The sequence below is a fragment of the Caulobacter mirabilis genome, assembly GCF_002749615.1.
Lineage (GTDB): Bacteria > Pseudomonadota > Alphaproteobacteria > Caulobacterales > Caulobacteraceae > Caulobacter > Caulobacter mirabilis.
Map to the genome: position 1 here is coordinate 3643016 of NZ_CP024201.1, position 24436 is coordinate 3667451.

Here is a 24436-nt window from a genome sequence, read left to right on the forward strand (position 1 = left end):
CGCCTGAATAAGGGCGAAGGTGTCCTAGAGGCCTATCCAATCCGAGATCGAACCGCCGCGACCCTTTTCGCGGTCGGGTTTCTTTCGTCTCGGATTTTGGCGCGGTCTCTACGTTTGCGGCCCGCGGGCGAGCCCGCGGACAGGGTGCTAGAGAAGGACGAGCTAATGAGCAAGAACGGTCTGGCGTTTTCGGTCGACGATCACGTGGTGTACCCGGCGCATGGCGTCGGCACGATCCGCGCGATCGAGACCCAGGAAGTCGCCGGCATGTCGCTCGAGGTCTATGTCATCACCTTCGACCACGAGAAGATGACGCTCCGCGTTCCCACCAAAAAGGCCATCACCTCGGGCCTCCGCCCGCTGGCGGAAGGCAATGTGGTGTCCAAGGCGCTGACCACCCTCAAGGGCCGCGCCCGCGTGAAGCGCACCATGTGGTCGCGTCGCGCCCAGGAGTACGAAGCCAAGATCAATTCGGGCGACCTGATCTCGATCGCCGAGGTCGTCCGCGACCTGCACCGCGCCGAGAACCAGCCGGAACAGTCCTACTCGGAGCGCCAACTCTATGAGTCGGCCCTGGACCGCATGGCCCGCGAAGTCGCCGCGATCGAGAAGATCGACCGCGACGCCGCCGTCGGCATCCTGACCAAGTCGCTGCAGAAGGCCGCCTAGGCCTTCCACGACGACGAAAGACGAAGACCCCCGGTCGCGAGGCCGGGGGTTTTTCGTTGGGGCGGGACATGCTCCGGCAAAGCCGGTGCGTGTCCCCTACCACAGCGATCTCGGGGACACGCACCTTCGGAGCATGTCCCCGGCGGGACTCAGCCACCGGCTGCGTGAATACGTCCTGCGCGGTTCGAGACGCCGGGATGAGGCCCGGCTCCTCACCAGTCCATAGCGCCTCTGACGTCGTCATCCTGAGGAGCGAGCCCTCAGGCGAGCGTCTCGAAGGACGCAGTGCGCTTCCTCAATCCGTCATCCCCGCGCTCGTCGCGAGGACCCGTGCGTGGTGAGGCGGCGGTCACGGCGCGACATCGCAACGCCCGTGTTCATGGGTCCTCGGAACAGGTCCGAGGATGACGGAGGGGGCGGGAACATGCTGCGCAGGGTGCATGCCCCCTGCCGCCGCGGCCTCAGGGACATGCACCGGCTCCGCCGGAGCATGTCCCTGGCCTACACCTCCGCCAACCCTGCCGCCCGCAACAGCCGCGCCTGGGTCGTCGGACTGCGCCAGGGGAAGTTCGCCGGCAGGCCGAGGCGGAGGCTGGCCTGGGCCGGCGCCGATCCTGGAACCGCCACCCGGTCGGCCAGTCGCCCGGCCGCCTTCAACGCGATGCGGTCGGCTAGGGTGAGGTCGAAGTCACGGCCCAGCCGCAGCGTCTCGCGCACCGGCGGCGGCAGCAGGGAAACAGAAGCCCTCGCCAACGCCCGGTGCAGGAACTTCGGCACGGTCGGCGCGGCCTGGCCCGACTGGATGATGTCGAGGAACTCGCTGACGATCGGATGCGGCTCGAACCGTGGGGCCAGCCGTTCCATCATCGCCATGAAGTCCGCCGTCGAGGCGATCGGGTTCTTGGCCCCATAGAGCGCCGCCACCGGCGCACCCTCGCGGTAGAAGCGCGCGATCTCCGCCTCCGTCAGCGGCGATACGAACCGGTCGTAGGCGTTGACGAAGCCGTAGGCCGCCGTGGCGGCCACCCAATCGAGCAACTCCGGGTCCAGGGCGCGGTAGGTCTCGCCCGACGGCGTCTCGCCGTTGACCCGCGCATGCATGTTGGTCACGCCCTGGATCACCCGCCGCGCCGCGCTCCGGGGGCCGTAGACCCCGACCATGGCCGCGATCCCGGTGCGGCGCGAGCGGCCGATCGGGTCGGCCTTGTAGGTGGAGTGATCCCAGACCCCCGATCGGATCCGCGCGTCGGCGAACTCCAACAGCACGGCGGCCACCCCGCCGACGCCCAGGGCGATCGGGTTCTTGAACACCCGCCACTGCACCGAGCCGGGCGGAACCAGCGACGGCTCGCCCGCCGGATAGGCGTAGTCGATCTTCCAGCCGAGGTAGGACTTGGTGTCGTTCATGGTCGCCACAGAATCTGTATCGCTTGATAGCGTTTCAAATTCATATCGATCGATATAGTTTCCCGCAAGCCCGCTTTCCGAGGAGCCGCCGTGCAGAACCCCGCCCCGTCCGCCGCCCGCACGCCGCCCGTCGGCGGCTATCGCAAGGGCGACGAGGCGCGGCAGCGGATTCTGGACGCGGCTCTGGCGGCGTTCGGCGCCGAGGGCTTCCGCGGCGCCACCACCCGCCGGATCGCCGAGGCGGCCGGCGTCAACCTGCCGGCGCTGCAGTACTATTTCGGCGGCAAGGAAGGTCTGTACCTGGCCTGCGCCGAGGAGATCGTCGACCGCTACCGCCGCCAGATGCTGCGCCCGATCGGCGCGGCCCAGGACGCCCTGCCCCCGACCGCCGGTCCCGAGGACGCCCGGACAGCGCTGAAGGCCCTGCTCGGCGGCCTGGCCGAACAGCTGCTGGCCACCGAGGAGGCCCAGGCCTGGACCGCCTTCGTCCTGCGCGAGGTGGCCGAACAGGGCCCGGCCTTCGCCATCCTGTACGAGCAGGTCTGGGCCCCTGGTGTTGAGCTGATCACCCAGCTGATCAGCCGCGCCCTGGCCGAGCCGACGCCGTCTGAGGCGGCTCGGATCGAGGCCCTGCTGCTGCTGTCCGGCCTGTCGGCCTTCAGCGTGGCGCGGCCGGTGGCGTTGAAGCAGCTCGGCTGGAGCGACTCGGCGGGACTGCGCTTCGACCGGGTGAAACGGACCCTGGACGCCCAGATCGACCGACTGGGGCGGTAATCCCAATACCGCCTATCCCGGCGAAGGGCGGGACCCAGTTTCAGCCGCGGCTTCGCGGATGATCCATGTGCGCCGGGCCCCAGACTGGGTCCCGGCCTTCGCCGGGACACGCGGACAGTGCCAGCCCCTCCGCCGCCAGCGCTTCAACGTAGTCGACGACGTCCTCGGGCCAGCCTTCCATGGCCGCGCGCAGCCGCGGCCCGTCCCCGGCGTAGAGCGCCCGGCAGGCGGCCTCGAAGCCCGGCCGGTCGCCGGCCATCATCGACAGGAACCGATAGGCCGCGTCGCGGGCCTGGCGATCGCGGCCGGCCCCGTCACGGGCCGCCGTCTCGACCAACCGGCGCAGCGTCGCCGACGCCCCGCCCGGCTGAGCGTCCAGCCAGACCAGGTGACGCGGCAGGAGGCTGACCGGCTCCTGCCGCGGCGAGACCGAGACCGCGGTCAGCGCCAAGGCCCGCGCCCGCTCCTCCGGTCGCCCCAGCTTGATCAGATCGCCGCTGACGTCGTCGAAGACCTGGGCCAACCGCCCGCCCGGCGTCTCAGCCAACCGGCGGGCGACCTCGGCCAGCACCCCATGGGCGATGCGCCGATCGCGGAGAAAGGCGGTGACGGTCGACGAGGAGGTCATGGCGCGGGTTCCTATTGGGCGGCGCAACCTTTTACCCGGCTAAAATCTCCCGTCAATTATACCCGGACAAAATAACTCACACCTCGTCGAACTTCGGCCCGTGACGGATCCCCGCGCCAGCGGGTAGGCTCCCGCCCCATGACCTATGCGCATCGGCCGATCGTCTACGGGGCCCGCTACAGCGTCTATGTCCAGGCGCTGCTGCTCTGCCTGGAAGAAAAGCAGGTCCCGTATGATCTCGTGGAGGTCGACGTCTTCGCCGACGGCGGCGCGCCCAGCGAGCACCTGTCGCGCCACCCCTTCGGCCGTATCCCGGCCTTCGAGCACGGTGCATTGAGGCTCTACGAAACGGCGCCCATCTGCCGCTATGTCGACGAGGCTTTCGACGGTCCGGCGCTTCAACCCGCGACGGCGGCGGCGCGGGCCCGCATGGGGCAAGCGATTTCCATCGCCGACAACTACGCCTACCGGTCGCTGGTCTGGGGCCTCTACGTCGAGACGGTCGAGAAGCCGGCCAGGGGCGACCGTCCCGACGAGAGTCTGGTCGCCGCCGCGCATGAGCAGGCCGCGACCTGCCTCGGCGCTCTGCAACAGCTGGCGCCGGAGGCGCCATGGCTTGTCGGCGACGCGCCGACGTTGGCCGACCTGCATCTGGCGCCGATGTTCACCCTGTTCCTCCAGGCGCCGGCGGCCGTCGACCTGATGAAGGACGCGCCGCGCCTGCGGCGCTGGTTCGACGGCATGCGCGAGCGGCCCTCGGTGCGACGGGCTTGCCCCTCGCCTCGAACCGCCTGACCGTTCCCGCCCGAGGCGCCTCGACAGGCGCGCCCCTTGTCGCCAGAAGCTCGGACATGACCAGTCGCCTGCCCGGCTCGCCCGCTTCCGCCCGCAACCGCGAGCCGCTGTTGACCGTCCTGCGCCGCTGGCTGCCCGAGACGGGCGTCGTGGTCGAGGTCGCCAGCGGCCTTGGCGAGCACGCCGTCTGGTTCGCGCAGGCCCTGCCTGGGATCACCTGGCAGCCGACCGATCGCGACCTGGAGGCCAACACGGTGCTCGCCGCCCGCGTCGCCGCGGCCGGCGTGACCAACCTCAGGCCGCCGCTGACGCTCGACGCCTCGAAGCCGGAGACCTGGCCGCTCGACCGAGCCGACGCGATGGTCTGCATCAACATGGTTCATATCTCGCCCTGGGCGGCGACCGAGGGCCTGATGGCCGGCGCCGCGCGCCTGCTGCCGCCCGGCGCCCCGCTGTGCCTGTACGGCCCCTATCGCGAAGCCGGCGTCCCGACAGCCGAGAGCAACCTGGCCTTCGACGCCGATCTCAAGCGCCGCGATCCGGACTGGGGCCTGCGCGACCTCGAGGCGGTCCAAGCCCTGGCCGCCCGCGAAGACCTGATCTTCACCGAGCGGGTCGCCATGCCGGCCAACAATCTCTGCCTGCTGTTCCGCCGGGCGTGATCTCGGCTAAACGGAGCCCCTGAGAAGGAGCCCCCCAATGCCCGTCCTGACCGCCTCCCGCCGCGACCTGGCCAAGGGGCTCGCCCTGTTCGGACTGGCCGGCGCCGCGCCCGCCGTCGCCCGGGCCAAGCCCAAGCCCGCCGCCGACACGGTGTCGCTACCAGCCGCCGAGGCGGCGGTGAAGGCCGCCTACGAACGCTATCGCGGCCTGAACGAGGGTAAGAACGCCGACTACATCCCGGCGCTGGCCAAGGTTCCCTCGCAGCTGTTCGGCATCGCCCTGGTCACGCCGCACGGCCAGGTGGTCGCCGCCGGCGACGTCGGCCACGCCTTCTCGATCCAGTCGATCTCCAAGGTCTTCACCCTGGCCCAGGTCCTCCAGGAGTCGGGCGAACAACTGGTCGAGGACGCCGTCGGGGTCGACGCCACCGGCCAAGCCTTCAACTCCATCGTCGCCGTCGAGCAGCACCGCGGACGCGAGATGAACCCGCTGGTCAATCCCGGCGCCATCGCCGCCACCGGCCTGGTGAAGGGCGACAGCGCCGACGCCGTCTGGGCCTCGATCAGCCGGATGCACGACGCCTGCGCCGGACGAACGCTGTCGGTCGACGCGGAGGTCTACCGCTCGGAGTCCGAGACCAACCAGCGCAACCGCGCCATCGCCATGCTGATGAGCGCCTACGAGCGCTTCCCGGGCGACCCGGCCCAGGCGGTCGACCTCTACACCCGCGGCTGCTCGATCGCCGCCAACGCCCGCGACCTGGCGGTCATGGCCGCGACCCTGGCCAACGGCGGCCGCAACCCGATCACGCGCACCCAGGCGATCGACAACCGGCACATCCCCGGCCTGCTGGCCGTGATGGCCACCGCCGGCCTCTATGACGACAGCGGCAAATGGCTGTTCCGCACCGGCCTGCCGGCCAAGAGCGGCGTCGGCGGCGGGCTGATCGCCGTGGCCCCCGGCCGGTTCGGCGTCGCCGCCTTCTCGCCGCCGCTGGACGCCGCCGGCAACAGCGTCCGCGCCCAGAAGGCGATCATCGACATCTGCCGCGACCTCGGCGCCAATCCCTACGCGGTGACGCCGGTCTAGCGCCGAGGGGACACGTACCTGCGGTACATGTCCCCGGGCCGGCGGGGGGGCATGCTCCCGAAGGGTGCGTGTCCCCCTTCTCCTGCTAGACTGCCCTCACGGAAGGCTCTCTAGCCTCCGCCCCTGAACGTCGATCACCTACAGAAGAACAGAAGCCGGGGAGGCTCGGGTGACGGGACAACAGCAGGACGCGGCCCGGGCGGCCGAGCGGCAGGCCGTGGACGCGGTCGTGGTCGGGGCCGGCTTCGGCGGGCTCTACATGGTCCATCGCCTGCGTGAGGCGGGCCTGACCGTCCGGGGGATCGAGGCCGGCGGAGACGTCGGCGGCACCTGGTACTGGAACCGCTATCCGGGCGCGCGCTGCGACATCCCCAGCCTGCTCTACAGCTACACCTGGTCCGACGAGGTCCGGAAGAGCTGGCGCTGGAGCGAGAAGTACGCGACCCAGCCGGAGATCCTGGCCTACGCCGAGCACGTCGCCGACCTGTACGGCCTGCGTGGGGCGTATCTGTTCGACACCCGCGTGACATCGGCCGTCTTCGATGACGCCTCCGGTCGCTGGGTTGTCGAGACCGACCGCGGCGATCGGCTCGAGGCGACCTTCTGCATCATGGCCACCGGCTGCCTGTCGGTTCCGCGCGGCCTCGACCTGCCCGGCGCCGACGCCTTCGAGGGCGATGTCCACGTCACCGGCCTGTGGCCGCACGAGGGCGTCGACTTCACCGGCAAGCGGGTGGCCATCGTGGGCGCCGGTTCGTCGGCGATCCAGTCGATGCCGCTGATCGCCCAGGACGCCGACCAGGTCTACCTCTTCCAGCGCACGCCCAACTTCAGCCTGCCGGCCCTCAACGCCCCCCTGACCGAGGCCGAGCAGGCCGAGTTCGACGCGGGTTTCGAGACCTACGTCGATCTCATCCGCCGGGGCGAGCCGGGCATCCCCCTGCCCCCGGCCGACTGGGTCCCCAGCGACGAGGAGCTGGCCCAGCTGACGCCGCTGCTGTGGAACGGCTGGGCGCTGATCTCCTGCGCCCAGATCCCGAACCTGGCCCGCGACGAGCGCACCAACCACGCCGCCTCGGAGTACGTCCGCGCCCGCATCCGCGAGATCGTCGCCGACCCGGCCACGGCCGAAAAGCTGGTCCCGCGCGACTTTCCGATCACCACCAAGCGGGCCTGTGTCGACACCGACTACTACGCCAGCTTCAACCGCCCGAACGTGACCCTGGTCGACTTGCGCGAGACGCCGCTGGAGGGGGTCACGGCCAAAGGCGTGAAGACCTCTGACCGCGAGTACGCGGTCGACGTCATCGTCGGAGCCATGGGCTTCGACGCCATGACCGGGGCGCTGCTGCGCATGGACGTCCGGGGCCGCGACGGGCGCCGCCTGCGCGACGCCTGGGCCGAGGGGCCCAAGACCTACCTGGGCCTGGCCATGGCGGGATTCCCCAACCTGTTCACCATCACCGGCCCCGGGAGTCCCTCGGTGCTCAGCAACATGCTGGTCTCCTGCGAGACCCACGTGGACTGGATCGCCGACGCCATCGCCCATGTCCGCGCGACCGGCGCGGCGACCATGGAGGCCACGGCGCAAGCCCAGGACGCCTGGGTCGCCCACGTCAACGAACAGGCCGACAAGACCCTCTTCCCGCGGGCGGCGTCCTGGTACATGGGCGCCAACGTGCCGGGGAAGCCGCGCGTCTTCATGCCCTACGTCGGCGAGCGCTATAAGGCCCGCTGCGACGAGATCGCCGCCCGAGGCTACGAAGGCTTCGCGCTGAACCCCTGAGTGAACGAGCCTGAGTAGCCGAGAGAGTCAGACCCCGAGATGAAGCCGCCCGCCTGGCGCCTGGATCGCGCCGCCTATCCGCATGCCGCCCACATCCAGACCCGCTATCACGACGAGGACGGCCTGGGCCATGTGAACAACATCGCCGTGGCCGCCTACTACGACGAGGCGCGCTCGCGCTTCACGCGCCAGGTCTTCGAGATGGTCGGCAAGGGCCACTGGTCGCGGATCGTGACGGCGGACAGCCGGGTGACCTATCTGGGCGAGGTCTTCCATCCGGACGACATCGAGGTGCGGACCGGCATCCTGCGCCTCGGCACGGCCTCGTACGACATCGGCCAGGCCATGTTCCAGAAGGGCCGCTGCGTGGGCGTCTGCGCCACCACCTTCGTCCAGGCCGACGCCGACGGCGCCCGGCCGCTGGGCGAGGCGCTACGCGCGGCCCTGGAGGCTATGGCCGTCAGGGAGCCGGCGGGGGCGGCGTAGCGGCCCGGCGGCGGCGCTCCTCTCCTTCCGTCATCCTCGCGACGAGCGCGAGGATGACGGAATTGAGGTTGAGCGCCCTCAGTCCCCGTCACGGTCCTTGGCCATGGCGTCCGCCATATGAGCCTCGACCAGCGGACTGGGGCCGCGGTCGAGTTCGCGGGCCAGGACCTCGCGGTCCAGCTCGCCTTCCCAACGGGCCACCACCAGGGTCGCCACCCCGTTGCCGACCAGGTTGGTCAGGGCGCGGCACTCGCTCATGAACCGGTCGATGCCGACGATCAGGGCCAGGGCCGCGATCGGCACCTGGGGCACCACGGCCAGGGTCGCGGCCAGGGTGATGAAGCCCGCGCCGGTGACGCCGCTGGCGCCCTTCGACGTCAGCATGGCCACGCCCAGGATGGTCGCCATCTGGATCCAGGTCAGCTCTGTCCCCGTGGCCTGGGCCAGGAACAGCGTCGCCAGGGTCATGTAGATGTTGGTGCCGTCGAGGTTGAAGCTGTAGCCGGTCGGAATGACCAGGCCGGTCACCGTCTTCGACGCGCCCAGCCGCTGCAGCTTCTCCATGATCTGCGGCAGCACCGATTCCGAGGAACTGGTGCCCAGCACGATCAGCAGCTCCTCGCGGATGTAGCGGATGAACTTGAAGATCGAGAAGCCGGCCATCTTCGCGATCAGGCCCAGGACCACGACCACGAACAACAGGCTGGTCAGGTAGAAGGTGCCGATCAGGACGGCCAGGTTGCCCAGGGCCTCGACGCCGTATTTGCCGATGGTGAAGCCCATCGCCCCGAAGGCGCCGACCGGCGCGAACTTCACCACGATGTGGATGATGCCGAAGAAGACCTTGCCGATCTGGTCCAGCACGTCGGCGACCTTGTCGCCGAACTCGCCCATGCGGGCGCAGGCGAAGCCGGTCAGGATGGCGATGACCAGCACCTGCAGCAGCTCGCCGTTCGCCAGCGCGCCCCAGAAGGTGTCCGGGATCAGATGCAGCAGCCAGGGGACCAGCCCCTCGCCGTGGGCGGCCTTCTCGGCGTACTCGGCCCCGACGCTGGGGTCGAGCGTGGCCGGATCGACGTTGAAGCCCCGTCCCGGCTTGACGATCAGGCCCACGGCCAGGCCGACGGCCAGGGCCAGGGTCGAGACCACCTCGAAGTAGATCAGGGTCTTGCCGCCGACCCGGCCGAACTTCTTCAGGTCGCTCATCCGGGCGATGCCGCCGGCGACGGTGACGAAGATCACCGGGGCGATGACCAGCTTGACCAGCTTGATGAAGGCGTCGGCCAGGGGCTTCAGCTTGGCGCCGGTCTCCGGCCAGATCGCGCCGACCAGCACGCCGAGCGCGATGGCGATCAGCACCTGCACATAGAGCAGCTTCAGAAAGCGCATCGCGCGCGTCCCCTTCCCCCGTTTCCACGTCCGGGACGGCCGCGGTCGGCGAGGAAGATAGACCGGCCCCGCCGCGAAGTTAAAGCCGCCCCGGCGCGTCCGATCACCGCGTCGCCGGCGGCGGAGGTTCAATGCGCAAAAGCCGTGCGCCCCGGGGTTCCGCTCCCCGCTCCCGCACGCTATGACCCTCCGCGTGCGGCCCGGTAGCTCAGCCGGATAGAGCAGAGCTTTCCTAAAGCTAAGGTCGGGGGTTCGAGTCCCTCCCGGGTCGCCAGCTATTTCCCGCCCACTGCCGCTAGTTGCCGCCGCGCGGGCTTTCTGCACAAGGTTTTCACTGCGGCTCCGCCGCTGCTTGCCGCACGTTGCCGCCCGCCAACTTAGGGCCAGTCTTAGGGCGGAACTTAGGGTGGCTGCGCCGCGCCCCTAGTTCTATGTTCTCGTCTCGTTCTGGAAGCACGATGCCTCGCCGCGCCAGCAGCTCTTCAACATCCCGCAGGCTCAACGTGAACCGGAAATACAGCCACACCGCATGCCGGATCGCCTCGGGCGGAAACCGGCGACGCTTGTACGAAATCGACCTCAACGCGGCCCCCGCTCCAGCCACAGAGCCTTTGGCGCGGACGGGTTGGCGTTAGACTGAAAGCACCGCCACACCACCCATTGCGCTCCTCTTAGGCGGGGCAACGTCGGGGCTTCTCCTAAACTACTGGATGGGCAGTTGGACTTCCGGGCTTCTAATGCGGTTCATTGCCATACTCCCGCCAGACGCCATGACACAAAGCTTACCACTTCTAGAGATATCTGACTTTAGAACATACAGATCAAGATCTACAGATCCACCACGATTTGGTATTTCCGACACTTTCGCGCTATCTCTGCTAATTCCATCCACAGAGAGATTGTTTGAAAAGAAATTGTCGTACGACACCACCACTCCATTACAGTTTGTTATTTTAGCGTGTAAAGTTGATCTATTTTCGTATATAGATTTGACAATTTTGTATGGAACTGCTATTCTATATTTGATCCAAATCTCGCCACGATCCCTGATCATCGGCCCCGCTACGGGCCTTGGGCGACTCTGCACCTCCCCAACATAATCAGGAGAAATTGGAATATGCTCCGAGCACGATACAATCCCGACAATGGAAAGAAATATGGCGAATATCGCGGACATTTTCATGTCTAATATCCTCGCTAAACCAAACTTTGGTGATCTCTACTTATCCAACCCGGCCACACAACAATAAATGCACTACTAAGCCACGCATGATCAAAGAACTAGTACCCCCATCGAGATCGATGGGCAAAAATTCCTCCCTCGACAGGCATCAATTTGCACACCCTGAAATTCCATCCGAACAAACAGGGAATGATATATAGCCTCCGGCCACTCCAGACCCGCCAGCTCCCAGAACAGCATTAGGAGCACCGCTACCTTCAAACAGGCGCCGTCAGTCTAACGCCAACCCGTCTGCGCTAAAGGCTCAGCAGCTGGAGCGGGGGCTGCGTGGCGCGGGCGGGAGCGGTTGGCGTTTGGGGCGTGGTTGGTGATCGTCGGATGTCCGATTGGAGTGCGCACCGCATGGACCGCGGCTGCTTCCATCTTGCCGCGCAGCGCCTCTATTGAAGGGCTGCACTCACTTTTCCAGAAATCAGCAATGGCGCTAGCGCTTTCTAAACTTCGCAAGACGCGAAGTCAGTCCTGAAGAATCTCTATAGGCATCGATCGTCCCTTTCTTATCGCAAGCTGAGAGCCAACGCTCGACAGCCTGGCTTTTCAAGAACGCCTGCCCTTCCGGAGAGAAATCGCTGAACATCAGGACTGCAGTTTCGATAGGACTTGTGAGCACCGCTGCGCTCGGAGAAATGAGCCCGTTCTCGACAAAGAACGAAATCTGCGTCTGCGCCAAGGAGTAAACCTTCTCCACCCATTCCTCGGTTGGATTTTCATAGCGAGAAAGCAATCCTGGAACATTCAGATAGATGAAATCTGTCATCATTTGATATTTGCCCGCTCACACGCGCCGGAAACTTTGCACAAATCACCAGTCTGACGGTCTCGCACGTAGGTTCCCCCGCCATCCAAGATACGCTGCTCCTTAGCGGCCTGTGCAGTCTTGTCGACGTTGGGACCAGTGATCTCATACGTTTTTGCGCCGCCCTTTCCGTCAAAAACAACCTCATCTACCCGCCTCCCCTCGCCCCCGCGTCGGCCTCGGCCAGCTCGTCCCGGCCTGACCACAGCATCCGGGTGGCGACGCCGTTCACCGTCTTCTTCGTCCGCCGGTCGTCGCCGTCGTCCCGGACTTGCTCGCGCCGCGCAGGCGGTTGCGCAAAGGTCCAGTCGCCGTCCGAGGTCATGTTGCCCCGGCCGTCGAACGCCAGGCCCACGCCCGCTTCCGAGGCCACCTCGTTCAGCGCGTCGGCCGCGCCGTAGGTCCGGGCGTAGCCCAGCGTCGGCGTCCAGTCGTAGGCCGCCGGATTGGCCCGGTAGGTGATCAAGCCCGCCTTATCCCGCGTGTAGACGATCGGTACGCTCACCGGCGATCCCGACGTAAAGGTCTGAGTCAGGCTCCGCAGATCGCTGTCCGGCTCGAAGCCGTGGGCCGTGCTGGTCCCGTTCGACCGGGCAAAGTTGGTCGGCCGCGACTGGCTGTCGTAGGCCCAGGTTCCGGAGCCGCCGGTGAAGCCGAAGCACGGCGCTTGAAGCCGAAAAGGAGCGCATGTTTCCGTTCATTATCCGGCTGGCGACCGCCATAGACGCAGCCCCGTCCATCATGAGCGGATGGCAGAAGGTTTCAAGAAAACAAAAATGAGTATGAAATTTTCCAATGTTATCCTGGCGGATAAGAAAATTGCCTCTCGATACAGTTCACCATTCTGGACTTTATGTAAGCCACATACCTTGGCTGAATTCCATTTTCCCGCAAGGGAAAGCTAAATATTAGGGCTCGATTCTCATGATTACAAATACTCGTCGGCCTCGGGGATGGCAGAAGAAATCCCGATCCGGATAGATATGATTTCGCTCCAATGGAATGAAGAAAATCCCTGAATTTCTCCTCTCCAATCGGAAGAGAGACGGATTTTCCCCCTTTCCACGGAGTAAAAAGGCCAGGAGACGATACCGATTTCGACCAAACATCATCCGAATTCTGGGCAAGTGCCGCAGAGTTCATGCCGAGCCCTGCCAGAGCGAGAAGCGCGGCCATCCAAAATCTAAATGGCATATGAAAATTCATCTAGATCCTCCAGCTAGCAAGATTCCTTCCTTATCAAAGTTCCCGTACAGGATTGAAGTTCAGGAACTTTGTCCAATCCTGGGTACTGCAAATTCGGCTTCACCCTGTCCCCCGTGACAGCTTGATATCCCACACCAGCACCCCAACTCGAGTTTGTAGTTTGCGGCCTGTATGGCACCTCGGATTCATCCAGAGACTCCTCCACGGCCTGAAATTGCGCCGCAACCGTGCTCAGAGGAACGTCACCAATATCTGTAGATTGCAAAATCTGCGGACTCAATCCCCTCGAACTCATTTCCAATGTATCAATACTCATTTCAGAAAGATCAGTAGTCATATCCAGTGTTACATATTTACCCCCCCAATCCGGTCATGGCCTCATTTTTCGAAGCATTTCCGGTGTACCCTTCAGATGGGCCGCCACGAAGTATTATACTCGCCCCATTCCTAGTATCGGTTGCTCTTGTGTATGCGTGCTTGAAGAAGATTCCTTCAACCCCCCTCAACGCATATCCCTCTAAAGAGACCACGGTCTGATTTCCGGTGTAGTCAATGTTGTTCACCGGATCCGCGCCCACGTAGAGCATCAGGTTCGGATCATCCTTGGTCCCGATCGGGTCGACCTGCAGGAACTGGCCCAGCCTTGGGTGGTAGTAGCGGGCGCGGTAGTACCAGAGGCCCGTCTCCGCATCGTGGTAGCGGCCCGTGTAGCCGAACGGGACATTGGCCGGCAGCGCGCCGCTCATCTCGCCGTAGGGGCTGTAGTTCACCGGCGTTCCGGCGGCTCCCGCGCTGTTGGAGCTGTTGATGATCGAGCCCTGGCCGTCGGCGTGCAGCCAGGTCACCGTTCCCGCCGGCGTCACCGTCGCCAGCGGCGTGTCCACCGACGCGCCCGGCACATAGCGGCGCAGGATGTTCCCCGCCGCATCGGCCTCGGCCAGCTCGTCCTGGCCCGACCACAGCATCCGCGTGACGACGCCGTTCACCGTCTTCTTGGTCCGCCGGTCGTCGCCGTCGTACTCGTAGGTCGCCGTCGTCCCCGGCTTGCTCGCGCCGCGCAGGCGGTTGCGCATGTCGTAGGCGAAGGTCCAGTCGCCGTCCGAGGTCATGTTCCCCCGGCCGTCGAAGGCCAGGCCCACGCCTGCTTCCGAGGCCACCTGGTTCAGCGCGTTGGCCGCGCCGTAGGTCCGGGCGTAGCCCAGGGTCGGCGTCCAGTCGTAGGCCGCCGGGTTGGCCCGGTAGAGGATCAGCCCCGCCTTGTCCCGCGTGTAGGTCAGCGGCGCGGTCAGCGGCGAACCGGCCGCGAACGTGTGGGTCACCTGTTGCAGGTCGCTGTCCGGCTCGTAGCCGTGGGCCGTGCCGGTTCCGTTGGAGCGGGCGAAGTGGGTCGGCCGCGACTGGCTATCATAGGTCCAGGTTCCGGAGCCGCCGACAAACCGAGACACAGCATCGAACCCGAGAAAGTACACACCCCACTTCGCAGCGCCACTGGTAGAATGAAGTGCGACTTAGCGTTTGAGTATTTATTATAATACAATTACAAATTATTTATATACTTTCTCCAAAAGTAGAAAATGAAATATTCAAAACACACTTCTATAAGACGCTCTCCACTCAGAACACGCCAATTTTCCACGACTATCAAATATTAGAACATAATTCACCTGCCTAATACCAACTCTATCGGAAGGGAAATTGGCTACATATGCAATTCCATCAATAATATTACACCATTTTGGTCTCATTTTGCTTTTTCTAAATTTAACATCAACGCGAGACATTGCCGCTTCAAACTCTCGGACAGAAGAAACACCATCACATGGCAACCCTGCGTACTTGTATATGTCTTCGCTCAAGAATGGGCCAATATGGCTAGATCCACATCTCTCCACAATTCTGTACCCAGCGGGAATTTCGCGCCCATTCGATGCGGCGCAAGCCGACGAGAGCATCGCGAAAATGATAGCCGCTATTGTAGTTTTCATATTACACATCAGCAAACCTCACGCATTATTCTAGATCCTGTGCAATTCTGCAGTTCCCCGACTCCGCTCTTCCCACTGGAGCCCTTCTTCACTGGAAGACGCGTCTCACTCCCAGGAAGCTGACCGCTCTGAACCCTCCTTCCGGTCATATCCTGCCATGTCTGAGTAGCAAATGTATTAGAGTTGACCTTAACTCCATAGTCCGGATTCATATCATTGAAATTCGAAGCTGAATCTTCCAAAGATTCCACAAGAGATTCAACCGGAGTATCCGGAAATACTTGGGAGTCCAGCACTGAAACTTCTTTGTTCTGAACGGAAATAGCCTTCGCGTCGATGTTGCCCTTGCTAGGGGACACTCCAGAATCCAGCTTCGCCCCCAACCGAGGCACTGCAATTCCACCAAATTGAAACACTCCAAGGGCAGGAACAGGACCTGCGCGCGCTATCCATGACTGCCCTGTCGTCAAGCTCCGCACCTCTATGTAGGCGTGGTTCCACGTCACCGGATTGTCCCGACCACTCCCGAATACATCGAACATTTTCAGCTCAGCGATTGCCTGTAGACCGCTCGGATCATTCTTGTTCACCGGATCCGCGCCCACGTAGAGCATCAGGTTCGGATCATCCTTGGTCCCGATCGGGTCGACCTGCAGGAACTGCCCCAGACGCGGGTGGTAGTAGCGGGCGCGGTAGTACCAGAGGCCGGTCTCCGCATCGTGGTAGCGGCCCGTGTAGCCGAACGGGACATTGGCCGGCAGCGCGCCGCTCATCTCGCCGTAGGGGCTGTAGTTCACCGGCGTTCCGGCGGCTCCGGCGCTGTTGGAGCTGTTGATGATCGAGCCCTGGCCGTCGGCATGCAGCCAGGTCACCGTCCCCGCCGGCGTCACCGTCGCCAGCGGCGTGTCCACCGACGCGCCCGGCACGTAGCGCCGCAGGATGTTCCCCGCCGCATCGGCCTCGGCCAGTTCGTCCTGGCCCGACCACAGCATCCGCGTGACGACGCCGTTCACCGTCTTCTTGGTCCGCCGGTCGTCGCCGTCGTACTCGTAGGTCGCCGTCGTTCCGGACTTGCTCGCGCCGCGCAGGCGGTTGCGCATGTCGTAGGCGAAGGTCCAGTCGCCGTCCGAGGTCATGTTGCCCCGGCCGTCGAAGGCCAGGCCCACGCCTGCTTCCGAGGCCACCTGGTTCAGCGCGTTGGCCGCGCCGTAGGTCCGGGCGTAGCCCAGGGTCGGCGTCCAGTCGTAGGCCGCCGGGTTGGCGCGGTAGAGGATCAGCCCCGCCTTGTCCCGACTGTAGACGATCGGCACGCTCACGGGGGAACCCGACGCGAAGGTCTGGGTCAGGCTCCGCAGGTCGCTGTCCGGCTCATAGCCGTAGGCCGTGCTGGTTCCGTTGGAGCGGGCGAAGTGGGTCGGCCGCGACTGGCTGTCGTAGGTCCAGGTTCCGGAGCCGCCGGTGAAGCTCACCGTCGCCATCCGGTTGGCGGCGTCGAAGCCATAGGTCGCCGTCCAGCCGTCCGGCCACTGGACCGAGGTCCGGTTTCCGGCCGCGTCGTAGCCGTAGACGAACTGGAACCACGGCCCGCCGCCGGTCTGGTTCTCGGGATAGAAGAGGTCGTTCGTCACCCGCCCGGCGGCGTCGTAGCTGTAGACCCGCACGTCGCGAAACTGAGCGCTGTCGAACACACCGCCGGCCGGCTGCTGCGACACCTCGCTGTAGACCCGCCGTCCCGCCAGATCGTAGTTGGTCCGCGTCACCCGCCCCTTCGGCCAGGGGTCGGTGCTTGTGTCTCGCTCCCATTGATGCGTCACCCGCCCCGCGGAGTCGTAGTACAGCGACGTCCAGCGATCATCGCCGCTGCTCTCGCGATGCTTGGTGTGCTTCAGCTCTCCCCGCTGATTGTAGAGGGTGTACTCGAAGGGCGCGACCAGCGGCCCCGCCCCATCCGGATCGGGATAGAGCGTCGCCAGTTTCCGGCCGAGCCAGTCGTATTGGAACGTCGTCGCGTTGCCGCGCGCGTCGCTCTCACTCGCTGTCAGGCCGCTCGGCAGATAGGTGTAAGTGCGCCAGGCATGGGTCGTCTGGCCCGGCGGCAACTCTGCCGTCAGGGCGCAGGATGCATCGGCCACATTGGCCCGGAACCAGCGCTCGATCAGCGTCGGCTCGCCGGCCGCGTTGAAGGTCGTGCGCGTCGCGCGACCTTCCGGATCGACCTTGATCGTCTCGCGGCCCGCCGCGTCGTAGCAGGTGCGGGCGATGTCGCCGGACGGGTCGGTCACCGTCAGCTTGCGACCCGCCGCCGAATAGCCGGTCGTTGTTGTCCGCCACAGGCTCGCCGTCGCATCCCACCGCCTTTCCTCCAGGACGCGGCTGGCCGTGTCGTAGCTCCACTGCGTGCGGATGCTGGTTCCCGCGGGGCCGAACGCCTCGGTCTTTCGCCGCAGGGCGTCATAGCTGGCGGTGCTGGCGTTGCCGCGCGGGTCGGTGACCGAGATCTCGTCGCCGCGCGCGTCGCAGGTGAAACTGCTGGTTAGATTCAGCCCGCCCGGCTGCGAAGCCTCGGTCACCGAGGTTCTGCAGAAAGCCGGCTGGCTGTTCTGGCCATAGGCCATGCTCGTACGCCGTCCGCTCGGGTCGGTTTCCGTCAGCAACCGGCCGAAACCGTCGTATGTCATCGTCCAGGTCGGTCGGGCGTAGAGGCCGTTGGCCCCATCGAAGACCTCCGGCGCCTTCACCTCAACCAGGAGGCCCTGGGCGTCATAGGCGTAATTGTATTCTTGCTCTGACGGATCGTCGACCGTCGCCGGCATCGTCACCTTGACCGCCTTGTTCCAGGTCGGGTGATACTGGGCCTTCACCACCAAGGTCTGGCCCCACCACGCATCCGGCGTCTTCGAGATGCGGCGCTTCTCGAGCACGTTGTTGCGGTCGTCGTAGACGAACTCCTGCCGCTCCTCCCAGGGCAGGACCCGCGCCTTCACCCTGCCGCGGCCGTCGTACTCGGTAGTGGTGGTCCGCCCCATCTCGTCGGTCTGGGTGATGGCGCGGTCGTCGGTATCGTATGCGATCCGCACCACGCCGTTCAGCGGATCCTTGCGCGCGCCGAAGCCGAAGCCCGGCGCATAGTAGGTGTAGGCCGGTCCGCCGGCGCCCTGGGCCAGGGAATCCGCGTCCCGCCAGGTCCGCACCCGGTGCAGCTTGTCATAGGTCAGCTCGAACCTGGGCGTGGCCTTCCCCGGCTCAGTCACGCTCTTCAGCCGCGCCCAGGGCGTGGGACGGCCCGTGCCGGAGGTGTCGTACTCCCACTTGTAGGTCCAGGCCTGGCCGGCGGCGTCGACGAAGCCGGTCGCGATCGGGTCCCACAGGATGTACTCGTTGTTCGCGTCCCTCAGGATGCCTTCCGTCACCGTCGTCGACCGGCCGTCGGAGCTGGTCGCGTCGAGGCGGTTGATGTCCAGCCAGACTCCCAGGTTGCTCGACACCCGCTTCAGCTTGTCGCCGCAGGCGGGGAAGAGCGAGACGATCAGCGGGTTGCCGAAGCCGCCGTACTCGACGCTGGGATCGGTGCAGTAGGTGAAGGTCAGGGTCACGCCCTGCGGGAAGGTCCAGGTGTTGGCGAAGAAGCCCTGCTCGTTGGCCAGCACGTCGCCGTAGTCAGTCCCGTCGGTCGCGCCGCGCAGGCCCTCCGGATTGTAGACCCGCCAGCCGAAGTTGATCCGATCGCCGCCGCCCCGGGTCAGGACGTAGGACACGTTGTCATAGACCCAGACGGCGTTGCGGCCGTAGTCGGTGGTCTCCACCGAGCGGCGCTGTCCGGTCTGGACCAGTTTCGACTGCGAGGTCGGCTGCGCCGCCAGCGTGCCGTCGGCCACCCGGACGAAGGTCTCCGAATCGGCGCCCTGGCGCACGGTGACGACGTTGTTGCTCAGGAACCTGCCCAGCCAGCGCATGACCCCCAGGCCGGCCGCCTGGTTGGCGGCGGACTGCGCGTCGGCCTTGTAGACCTCGAAAGCGGCTTTGATCGCCACCAGCGGGACCGCCAGGGCCTGGGGCGAGGTGCTGCCCAGGCCTTCCAGGCCGCCGCCGGAGGCGGTGGCGCGGATGTCGAAATTGTGGGTCCAGCCGCCGCGCAGGCATTTGGGACAGCTCTCGCCGCCCATCTGATAGATGCGCTGGAAGGGCAGGCTGTAGGGGAACTCGCCCTGCCCCACCACCAGGTCCGGGTCGGGCCGATAGGTATAGGCGCCGGTCCGCAGGTCGACGCCTTCCAGGTTCGAACGGTCCTTGAACTCGTCCTTCAGCAGGTCGGCCTGCATCGGCGCCTTGCGCTTCTTTTCGTCCGGCCCCCCGGCCCGCCGCCGCCCTTCAGCGGCCGGTTGATGGCGGTGACGACATGGGCGATCTCGCTGGCGTCGCCGTTGAAGGCCACCCAGGCGCAGCCGCGGTTCATGTAGTAGTCGCCCTGCGGCGCCCGCCGCGTGTAGGGCCCCATGTTCCGGATCACGCCGTAGCCCACGGTGCTGCTCGGCCCCAGGAACCGGTCGTTGGCCTGGATCACCGTATAGTTCTGGTTGGCGGTCGCCTGGCCCGTGCAGGCGACGCCGCGCGGCGAAGTCACCCCCTCGCGATACTGCGCCACCCCTGCGCCGCCCGGCAGCAGCCGGTGGTAGCGGATGGTTCCGGCGAAATTCTCCTGGCCGAACGGGAACCGCTGGGCGGTGCTGATGGTGTGCACCGCGTCCTGCTGCTGTTCGAACAGGCTGCCCTCCAGCATCGCCCCGAAAGCGGCGATCGTGTGCCGCGCCCCGACCTTGTCGGCGGCGACGCCGGCCAGGCTGACCGTGCTGAAGCCGGAATCGAGGTCCATGCGGATGGCCTCGTCCAGGCTGCTGCCGGGCACAAAAGGCTCGCCGGGATCATCCAGGCCGTTCCAGTTCAGGTCGTGCACCTGCCGCTGGCGCTGCGAATAGACGACGCCGATGGTGTAGTGGTGCTGGATGCGGGTGTTGGACGCGCCCTCGACGATGTCGGTCGCCCGCGTCATCTGCGCCAGCCAGCCGGCGTAGAGCCGCGCCTTGAGCTTCTGCATCTGGGTTCCCGCCTTGCCGTACGGAGGGCCCCAGTATTCCTGCTCGCCGGTCAGCGGCGGCTTGCCGTCCACGAGCCCTGGGCGCACTTCCTCGCGGTAGGACTTGTCGTCGTTCAGACGGGTCTGCAGTTCGTTGGCGGTGTCGCCCCAGCCATGGACGATGATCGCGTCCGCGCTCGCGTCGGCCTCTTTGAGGGACACGCGGTCCATCCAGGTTCCATAAGCGCCCACGCCGCCCTGGCGCGCCGCGTAGGGCAGGTCCGCCGAGATGCGGATCGTGTTCTGCGGCAGTGGCGGGCTGAAGCAGTTCGGGTAGTTGCCGCTGGATCCTGCTCCCGGCGGCAGACCGCCCTGAAGCATGAACATGTACTCGCCAGAGCTAACGCCCGTGGACGGCGGTCCGTCCTCGTAATCGTTGGGCGTCCGCCAGACGAGGCGGCGGCCGTAGATCTCGTCGACGAACAGCTCGACCTTGCAGGTGTAGGCCTCAACCGTCAGCTTGGTCCGAAACTTGTCGGGCAGGCCGCCGCTGTAGCTGCCCCAGGAGGCGTTGAGCACGCCCGTGGTGGGCGTGGCCCAGGCATCGGCGGCGGGGCGGATGCGCTCGCCGCCCATGATCTCCTCGGCGCGCTTGTCCTTGTAGGTCGTCTTCAGCTTGCCCAGCAGGGTGGTGGCGGCGCTGTTCAGCGCGCTCTCCGCCCCCGTCAGGTTGACCCCGGTGATGTAGCCGACGCCGTTCTCGGTCCCCGAGCCGGTCGGGTTGGTCGCCGTCGAGACGAACGAGGACGCCGACAGGCCCGCCTCGGTCGCCACGTCGATCTGCGCCCAGCGGTCCATGGCCTTGTACGACGGGTCCAGCGTCGTCGTAGCGCCGTTGATCACGACCGTGACCCAGGCGTGGCCCATCTCGACCTGGGAGATGGTCCCCGCGCCGCTGACCGTCGCCGGGATGCCGCCATTGGCCAGGAACTGCCGCGCCGCCTCCGGGTCGGTCAGGCCCAGCCAGTCGTTGAACTGCGCGCCGGTCAGGGTGATCGTCCCGACCTGGTAGCTGGCGCTGTAGCCCGCCGCCCGCAGCAGCTCGACCAGCAGCTGCGCCTGGTCGAACGCCGTGCCCGAGCGGTCGATCATCGCGCCGAGCGCGCCCTTCTGGGCGCCGAAACGCGGCTCGTAGCGGACGTGGTTCTTGACGAAGAGGAAGATCTTCTGGGGATCGTTCTCCAGCGCCGCCGCCGTGGCCGTGATCTCGATCGGCTTGGCGGACGCCCAGTTGTAGGTCACCGCGCTGGCGGCGCCGTCGTAGTAGGCCGCCTTGGCCGTCGCCGGAGACAGTTGCTCGGCGTCGTAGAAGCGCATCCCGGCGAGCGTGCCGTTGCCGGCCGGGTACGGCGTCTGGGCCGTGGCCGCGAGCTGCGAGAGCAGGAGCCCTCCGCCCGCCAGGACCGCCAGGCCGCCGATCGTCAGCTTCAAGGAACCGGCGGGTCGGGTGCGCCAGGAGGAAAGCCGCGCAAGCACACGCTCACGCAAGCGAGCGACCATAAGCCGGACCATGACGCTTCCCCCGAAGACACGCTTACCGCGAACAACCTTGACGGGCGCTTGACCGCCTGGGAAGAGCCGTTCGATAGTCGAGGCGGAAAATTCACGTCACAGTAGCGTTTGGCGCGCGGGGGCGGGGGACAGCATGTCTATTCAGGTGCAGGTCGCTTCCGGCAAGGGCGACGCCGCCCGGAGATACGCTCCAGGCGCTTGGCCTTCGTTCGTTCGCGAGCACCTTGACCTGCCTTCTCTTATTGCCGTCGCCGGCATTCTGCTGCTGTTGGCCGGCTGCCTTGGGGTGATCCTGTTCCCCGAACGCGCGCCGGTTCGGGCCTACCCGCCCGCATCATTGACAGCAGCTCAGATCCGCACCGCCGAAACGATCGGCGAGACTTTCAACCCCACCCCGCCCGATCAACGTCCTCAGAAGGGTCGCTAGCATGTCCAGAACGCTCCGGACCTTCGCCCTGGCGACGGCTCTGGCGGCCCCGGCGATCTACTTGCCGCACCCCGCCCACGCCAACGTGCAATACGTCTACGATTCCGCCGGCCGTCTCTGGAAGGCCATCTATTCCAACGGGATCGTCATCGAATATCGCTACGACGCCGCCGGCAACCGCACCCAGATCATCACTTACCCGGGCACGCCGACACCGCCGCCCGGCTGACCTGGTTACGTAAGCCCGAGCGGGGCCAAGGCGGCTAAACGGCGCCACGACAAGCCGACATTCCCCATGGTTCGCCTGGCCCGCCTCGTTGTTCCCGGCCTTCCGCGCCATTCGACCGCGGGGCGCAATCGACCCGAGCCGAGCTGTCGTCGAGGACGGCGACCAGGACCATTACGGCGACACCCGCCGAACAGCTGCGCAAAGCCGCCGTCGAGGCCGGGGCCTGCCGCCTCATGCCCAGCCGACGCTGTCGCTTTGACCAGCTGACGCCGCTCCTGTTCAGATTGGATCGCGGGACCGCCGGGCTCCTTGACTGGGTCGGGAACAGATCTTGGAGGTCCTCGTCAGAATCGGCTCTCCGGCTCAATCGGCTTCGCGGGTGGACTTTCGCTGGATCCTTCGCGACACAGCGCGTTCGGATGATCGTCCGGCGGAAGCGCACGCCGAGCGAACGGCCCGGCCGGGAGATTCGACCGTAGGCTCTTCACGCTGGGCCCAAGTCATGGACGGCGGCATTGTCATGCGCATCAAGGCCAGCGAGCGAACCGCGGCCCAGCCCGAGCTTTGACGGTGAAACGATGACGACTCCGGATCTCAATCTTCTGGTCGCCCTGGACGTCCTGATCGAGGAAGGCAGCGTCACCCTCGCGGCGGAGCGGCTGGGCATGAGCGCGCCGTCGCTCAGCCGCGCCCTGGCCAGGATCCGCGAGACCGTCGGCGACCCGATCCTGGTCCGGGCGGGCCGCGACCTGGCGCCCACGCCCCGCGCCCTGGAAATCCGCGACCAGGTCCACAGGATCGTCGAGGAGGCGAAAGCCCTGCTCCGGCCCAGCGGCCCGGTCTCGTTCGCCGCCTTGGAGCGCCAGTTCACCATTCGCGCCAACGAGGCCTTCGCCGGCGCGTTCGCCGCCGCCCTGCTGAGCAGGCTGCGCGACGAAGCCCCCGGGGTGACGCTGCGCTTCGCCCCCGAAGGCGAGGCTGACGACGACGCCTTGCGCGAGGGCCGTATCGATCTGGACATCGGCGCCCTGCGCGCCATGGGTCCGGAAGTGCGGGTCCAAACGATTTTCCGCGACCGCTATGCGGGCGTCGCCCGCCCCGATCATCCGATCTTCGACGCACCGATCACGCCCGAGCGCCTGGCCGCGTTCGAGCAGATCAGCGCCTCGCGGCGGGGACGCGCCAGGGGACCGGTGGACAGCGCGCTCGGCGACCTGGGATTGGAGCGGCGGGTGCCCCTGATCGTCGGTTCGTTCCACGCGGCGCTCTTCGCCTTGCCGAACTCCGACCTCATCGGGCTCGTCCCGCGCCAGGTGGTGCTCGGGATCGAGCGCCTGGGCATGAACCTGCGGACCTTCGACCCGCCGGTCGATCTGGAGACGGTGGTCATGGCCCAGGCCTGGCATCCGCGTCTCGACAACGATCCGGCCCACCGGTTCCTGCGCAACGCCGTGCGCGAGGTTTGCAGCCGGTCGTAGTCGCGATCAGCCGCGGGCGTCCGCGACGCCGAGCTTCCAGTAGCCCTGGCTGTCCAGGGCGTGCTCGGGGACGCCGCGATCGACCGTCAGGTGGGTTCGCACCGAACGAACCATGAAGGACTCGCCGGCGATCCAGGCCTGACAGTTGCGGGTGTCCAGATCCGCCGCCTGCACCGCCAGCTCCAGCCGCCCCGTCGCGCCGGGCGCCTCGGCGCCGGAATGGAGCCACTGGACGTCGAGGGCGGCGTTGGAGCGCAGGCGCTGCTCCTCGGCCTTGTTCGCGACTTCGATGAACAGCCTTGCCCGGACGTGGGCAGGCAAGGCCTCGACGATCGCGCAGATGGCCGGCAAGGCCGTGGCGTCGCCGACCAGGATGTAGTTCTTCGCTCGCGGATCGATGGCGTGGCCGCCGCGCGGCCCCGCCACGTCAAGCATCTCCCCCCGCTCCGCTCGCGCGGCCCAGCGCGAGGCCGGACCGTCGTCGCCGTGCAGGACGAAGTCGACGTCCATGGCGGCGAAGGCGTGACTGAAGCCGCGGACGGTGTAGGCGCGGCCGATGCGGGCGACGCCTTCCTGCCCCGGGAAGAACAGCTTCACCCACTGGGCGGGACGGTCGATGCCGAGCAGACGCAACCCCTCCCCGGCCAGGGTGATGCGCCGCATGTGCGGCGTGATCGGGCGAACGTCGACGACTTCGGCCGCGTATCGCGGACGGGCGGGCTTGGGCGACATGGGGGACATCC

At 66.2% G+C, this 24436-nt stretch carries 19 protein-coding genes, 1 tRNA gene and 1 pseudogene; 11 read left to right on the forward strand and 10 right to left on the reverse strand.

Going from position 1 to position 24436, the window contains the following annotated elements; genetic code table 11:
• The first annotated feature begins 165 nt into the window (after positions 1–165).
• The gene (locus CSW64_RS17345; RefSeq protein WP_099623274.1) at positions 166–669 is read left to right on the forward strand and encodes a CarD family transcriptional regulator; all 504 of its coding nucleotides are present in this window, start codon (positions 166–168) and stop codon (positions 667–669) included.
• Positions 670–1170: 501 nt separating this feature from the next.
• On the opposite strand, the gene CSW64_RS17350 is transcribed toward CSW64_RS17345, so the two are convergent.
• On the reverse strand, positions 1171–2076 hold the full coding sequence (locus CSW64_RS17350; protein ID WP_099623275.1) for an oxygenase MpaB family protein: 906 nt from the start codon (positions 2074–2076) through the stop codon (positions 1171–1173).
• A gap of 90 nt (positions 2077–2166) precedes the next feature.
• On the opposite strand from CSW64_RS17350, the gene CSW64_RS17355 reads away from it, so the two are divergent.
• Positions 2167–2850 (forward strand): CerR family C-terminal domain-containing protein, encoded by a 684-nt coding sequence (locus CSW64_RS17355; RefSeq protein WP_099623276.1) that lies wholly within the window; start codon positions 2167–2169, stop codon positions 2848–2850.
• 40 nt (positions 2851–2890) lie between these two features.
• On the opposite strand, the gene CSW64_RS17360 is transcribed toward CSW64_RS17355, so the two are convergent.
• Positions 2891–3478, reverse strand: a complete 588-nt coding sequence (locus CSW64_RS17360) for a DUF2239 family protein (protein ID WP_099623277.1) — start codon at positions 3476–3478, stop codon at positions 2891–2893.
• A gap of 138 nt (positions 3479–3616) precedes the next feature.
• On the opposite strand from CSW64_RS17360, the gene CSW64_RS17365 reads away from it, so the two are divergent.
• The 5 genes from CSW64_RS17365 (at position 3617) to CSW64_RS17385 (ending at position 8297) form a co-directional block, all read left to right on the forward strand.
• A complete protein-coding gene (locus tag CSW64_RS17365; RefSeq protein WP_099623278.1) occupies positions 3617–4273 on the forward strand; it encodes a glutathione S-transferase family protein in 657 nt (218 codons plus the stop codon).
• A 56-nt stretch (positions 4274–4329) separates the two neighbouring features.
• Complete coding sequence (locus CSW64_RS17370) at positions 4330–4935, forward strand: DUF938 domain-containing protein (RefSeq protein ID WP_099623279.1); 606 nt, start codon at positions 4330–4332, stop codon at positions 4933–4935.
• A gap of 37 nt (positions 4936–4972) precedes the next feature.
• A complete protein-coding gene (gene glsA / locus CSW64_RS17375; protein ID WP_099623280.1) occupies positions 4973–6025 on the forward strand; it encodes a glutaminase A in 1053 nt (350 codons plus the stop codon).
• Between the two features lie 169 nt (positions 6026–6194).
• Positions 6195–7811 (forward strand): flavin-containing monooxygenase, encoded by a 1617-nt coding sequence (locus tag CSW64_RS17380; protein WP_245863750.1) that lies wholly within the window; start codon positions 6195–6197, stop codon positions 7809–7811.
• Positions 7812–7850: 39 nt separating this feature from the next.
• Positions 7851–8297, forward strand: coding sequence for an acyl-CoA thioesterase (locus tag CSW64_RS17385; RefSeq protein WP_099623281.1), 447 nt, complete (start codon positions 7851–7853; stop codon positions 8295–8297).
• Positions 8298–8375: 78 nt separating this feature from the next.
• Here the strand turns inward: CSW64_RS17385 and CSW64_RS17390 are convergent, their stop codons facing one another.
• Entirely contained in the window at positions 8376–9677 is a 1302-nt protein-coding gene (locus tag CSW64_RS17390) for a dicarboxylate/amino acid:cation symporter (RefSeq protein WP_172448669.1), read from the reverse strand.
• 206 nt (positions 9678–9883) lie between these two features.
• Here CSW64_RS17390 and CSW64_RS17395 point away from each other — a divergent pair.
• Positions 9884–9960: transfer RNA gene (locus tag CSW64_RS17395), tRNA-Arg, on the forward strand.
• A gap of 177 nt (positions 9961–10137) precedes the next feature.
• On the opposite strand, the pseudogene CSW64_RS17400 reads toward CSW64_RS17395, so the two are convergent.
• The 6 genes and pseudogenes from CSW64_RS17400 to CSW64_RS17420 all read right to left on the reverse strand — a co-directional run.
• Positions 10138–10269, reverse strand: a pseudogene (locus tag CSW64_RS17400) (IS6 family transposase); the annotation flags it as partial.
• A gap of 1084 nt (positions 10270–11353) precedes the next feature.
• Positions 11354–11689, reverse strand: a complete 336-nt coding sequence (locus CSW64_RS21865) for a hypothetical protein (protein WP_150131443.1) — start codon at positions 11687–11689, stop codon at positions 11354–11356.
• 184 nt (positions 11690–11873) lie between these two features.
• Positions 11874–12230, reverse strand: coding sequence for a hypothetical protein (locus CSW64_RS17405; protein WP_150131444.1), 357 nt, complete (start codon positions 12228–12230; stop codon positions 11874–11876).
• Positions 12231–13284: 1054 nt separating this feature from the next.
• A complete protein-coding gene (locus CSW64_RS17410) occupies positions 13285–14376 on the reverse strand; it encodes an RHS repeat-associated core domain-containing protein (protein WP_150131445.1) in 1092 nt (363 codons plus the stop codon).
• A 548-nt stretch (positions 14377–14924) separates the two neighbouring features.
• The gene (locus CSW64_RS17415) at positions 14925–19235 is read right to left on the reverse strand and encodes an RHS repeat domain-containing protein (protein ID WP_099623285.1); all 4311 of its coding nucleotides are present in this window, start codon (positions 19233–19235) and stop codon (positions 14925–14927) included.
• Positions 19217–21478 (reverse strand): transglutaminase domain-containing protein, encoded by a 2262-nt coding sequence (locus CSW64_RS17420; RefSeq protein ID WP_172448615.1) that lies wholly within the window; start codon positions 21476–21478, stop codon positions 19217–19219. Before CSW64_RS17420 ends, CSW64_RS17415 begins: the two co-directional genes overlap by 19 nt.
• Positions 21479–21692: 214 nt before the next feature.
• Here CSW64_RS17420 and CSW64_RS21870 point away from each other — a divergent pair, with 214 nt between their 5' ends.
• From CSW64_RS21870 to CSW64_RS17430, 3 genes are all read left to right on the forward strand, one after another.
• Positions 21693–21986, forward strand: a complete 294-nt coding sequence (locus CSW64_RS21870) for a hypothetical protein (RefSeq protein ID WP_150131446.1) — start codon at positions 21693–21695, stop codon at positions 21984–21986.
• Position 21987: 1 nt separating this feature from the next.
• Positions 21988–22215 carry an RHS repeat domain-containing protein gene (locus tag CSW64_RS17425; RefSeq protein ID WP_099623287.1) on the forward strand — a complete coding sequence of 76 codons (228 nt, stop codon included), beginning with the start codon at positions 21988–21990 and terminating at the stop codon, positions 22213–22215.
• Between the two features lie 578 nt (positions 22216–22793).
• The gene (locus CSW64_RS17430; protein ID WP_099623288.1) at positions 22794–23693 is read left to right on the forward strand and encodes a LysR family transcriptional regulator; all 900 of its coding nucleotides are present in this window, start codon (positions 22794–22796) and stop codon (positions 23691–23693) included.
• Between the two features lie 6 nt (positions 23694–23699).
• On the opposite strand, the gene CSW64_RS17435 is transcribed toward CSW64_RS17430, so the two are convergent.
• Positions 23700–24425 (reverse strand): siderophore-interacting protein, encoded by a 726-nt coding sequence (locus CSW64_RS17435; RefSeq protein WP_099623289.1) that lies wholly within the window; start codon positions 24423–24425, stop codon positions 23700–23702.
• Positions 24426–24436 lie beyond the last annotated feature (11 nt).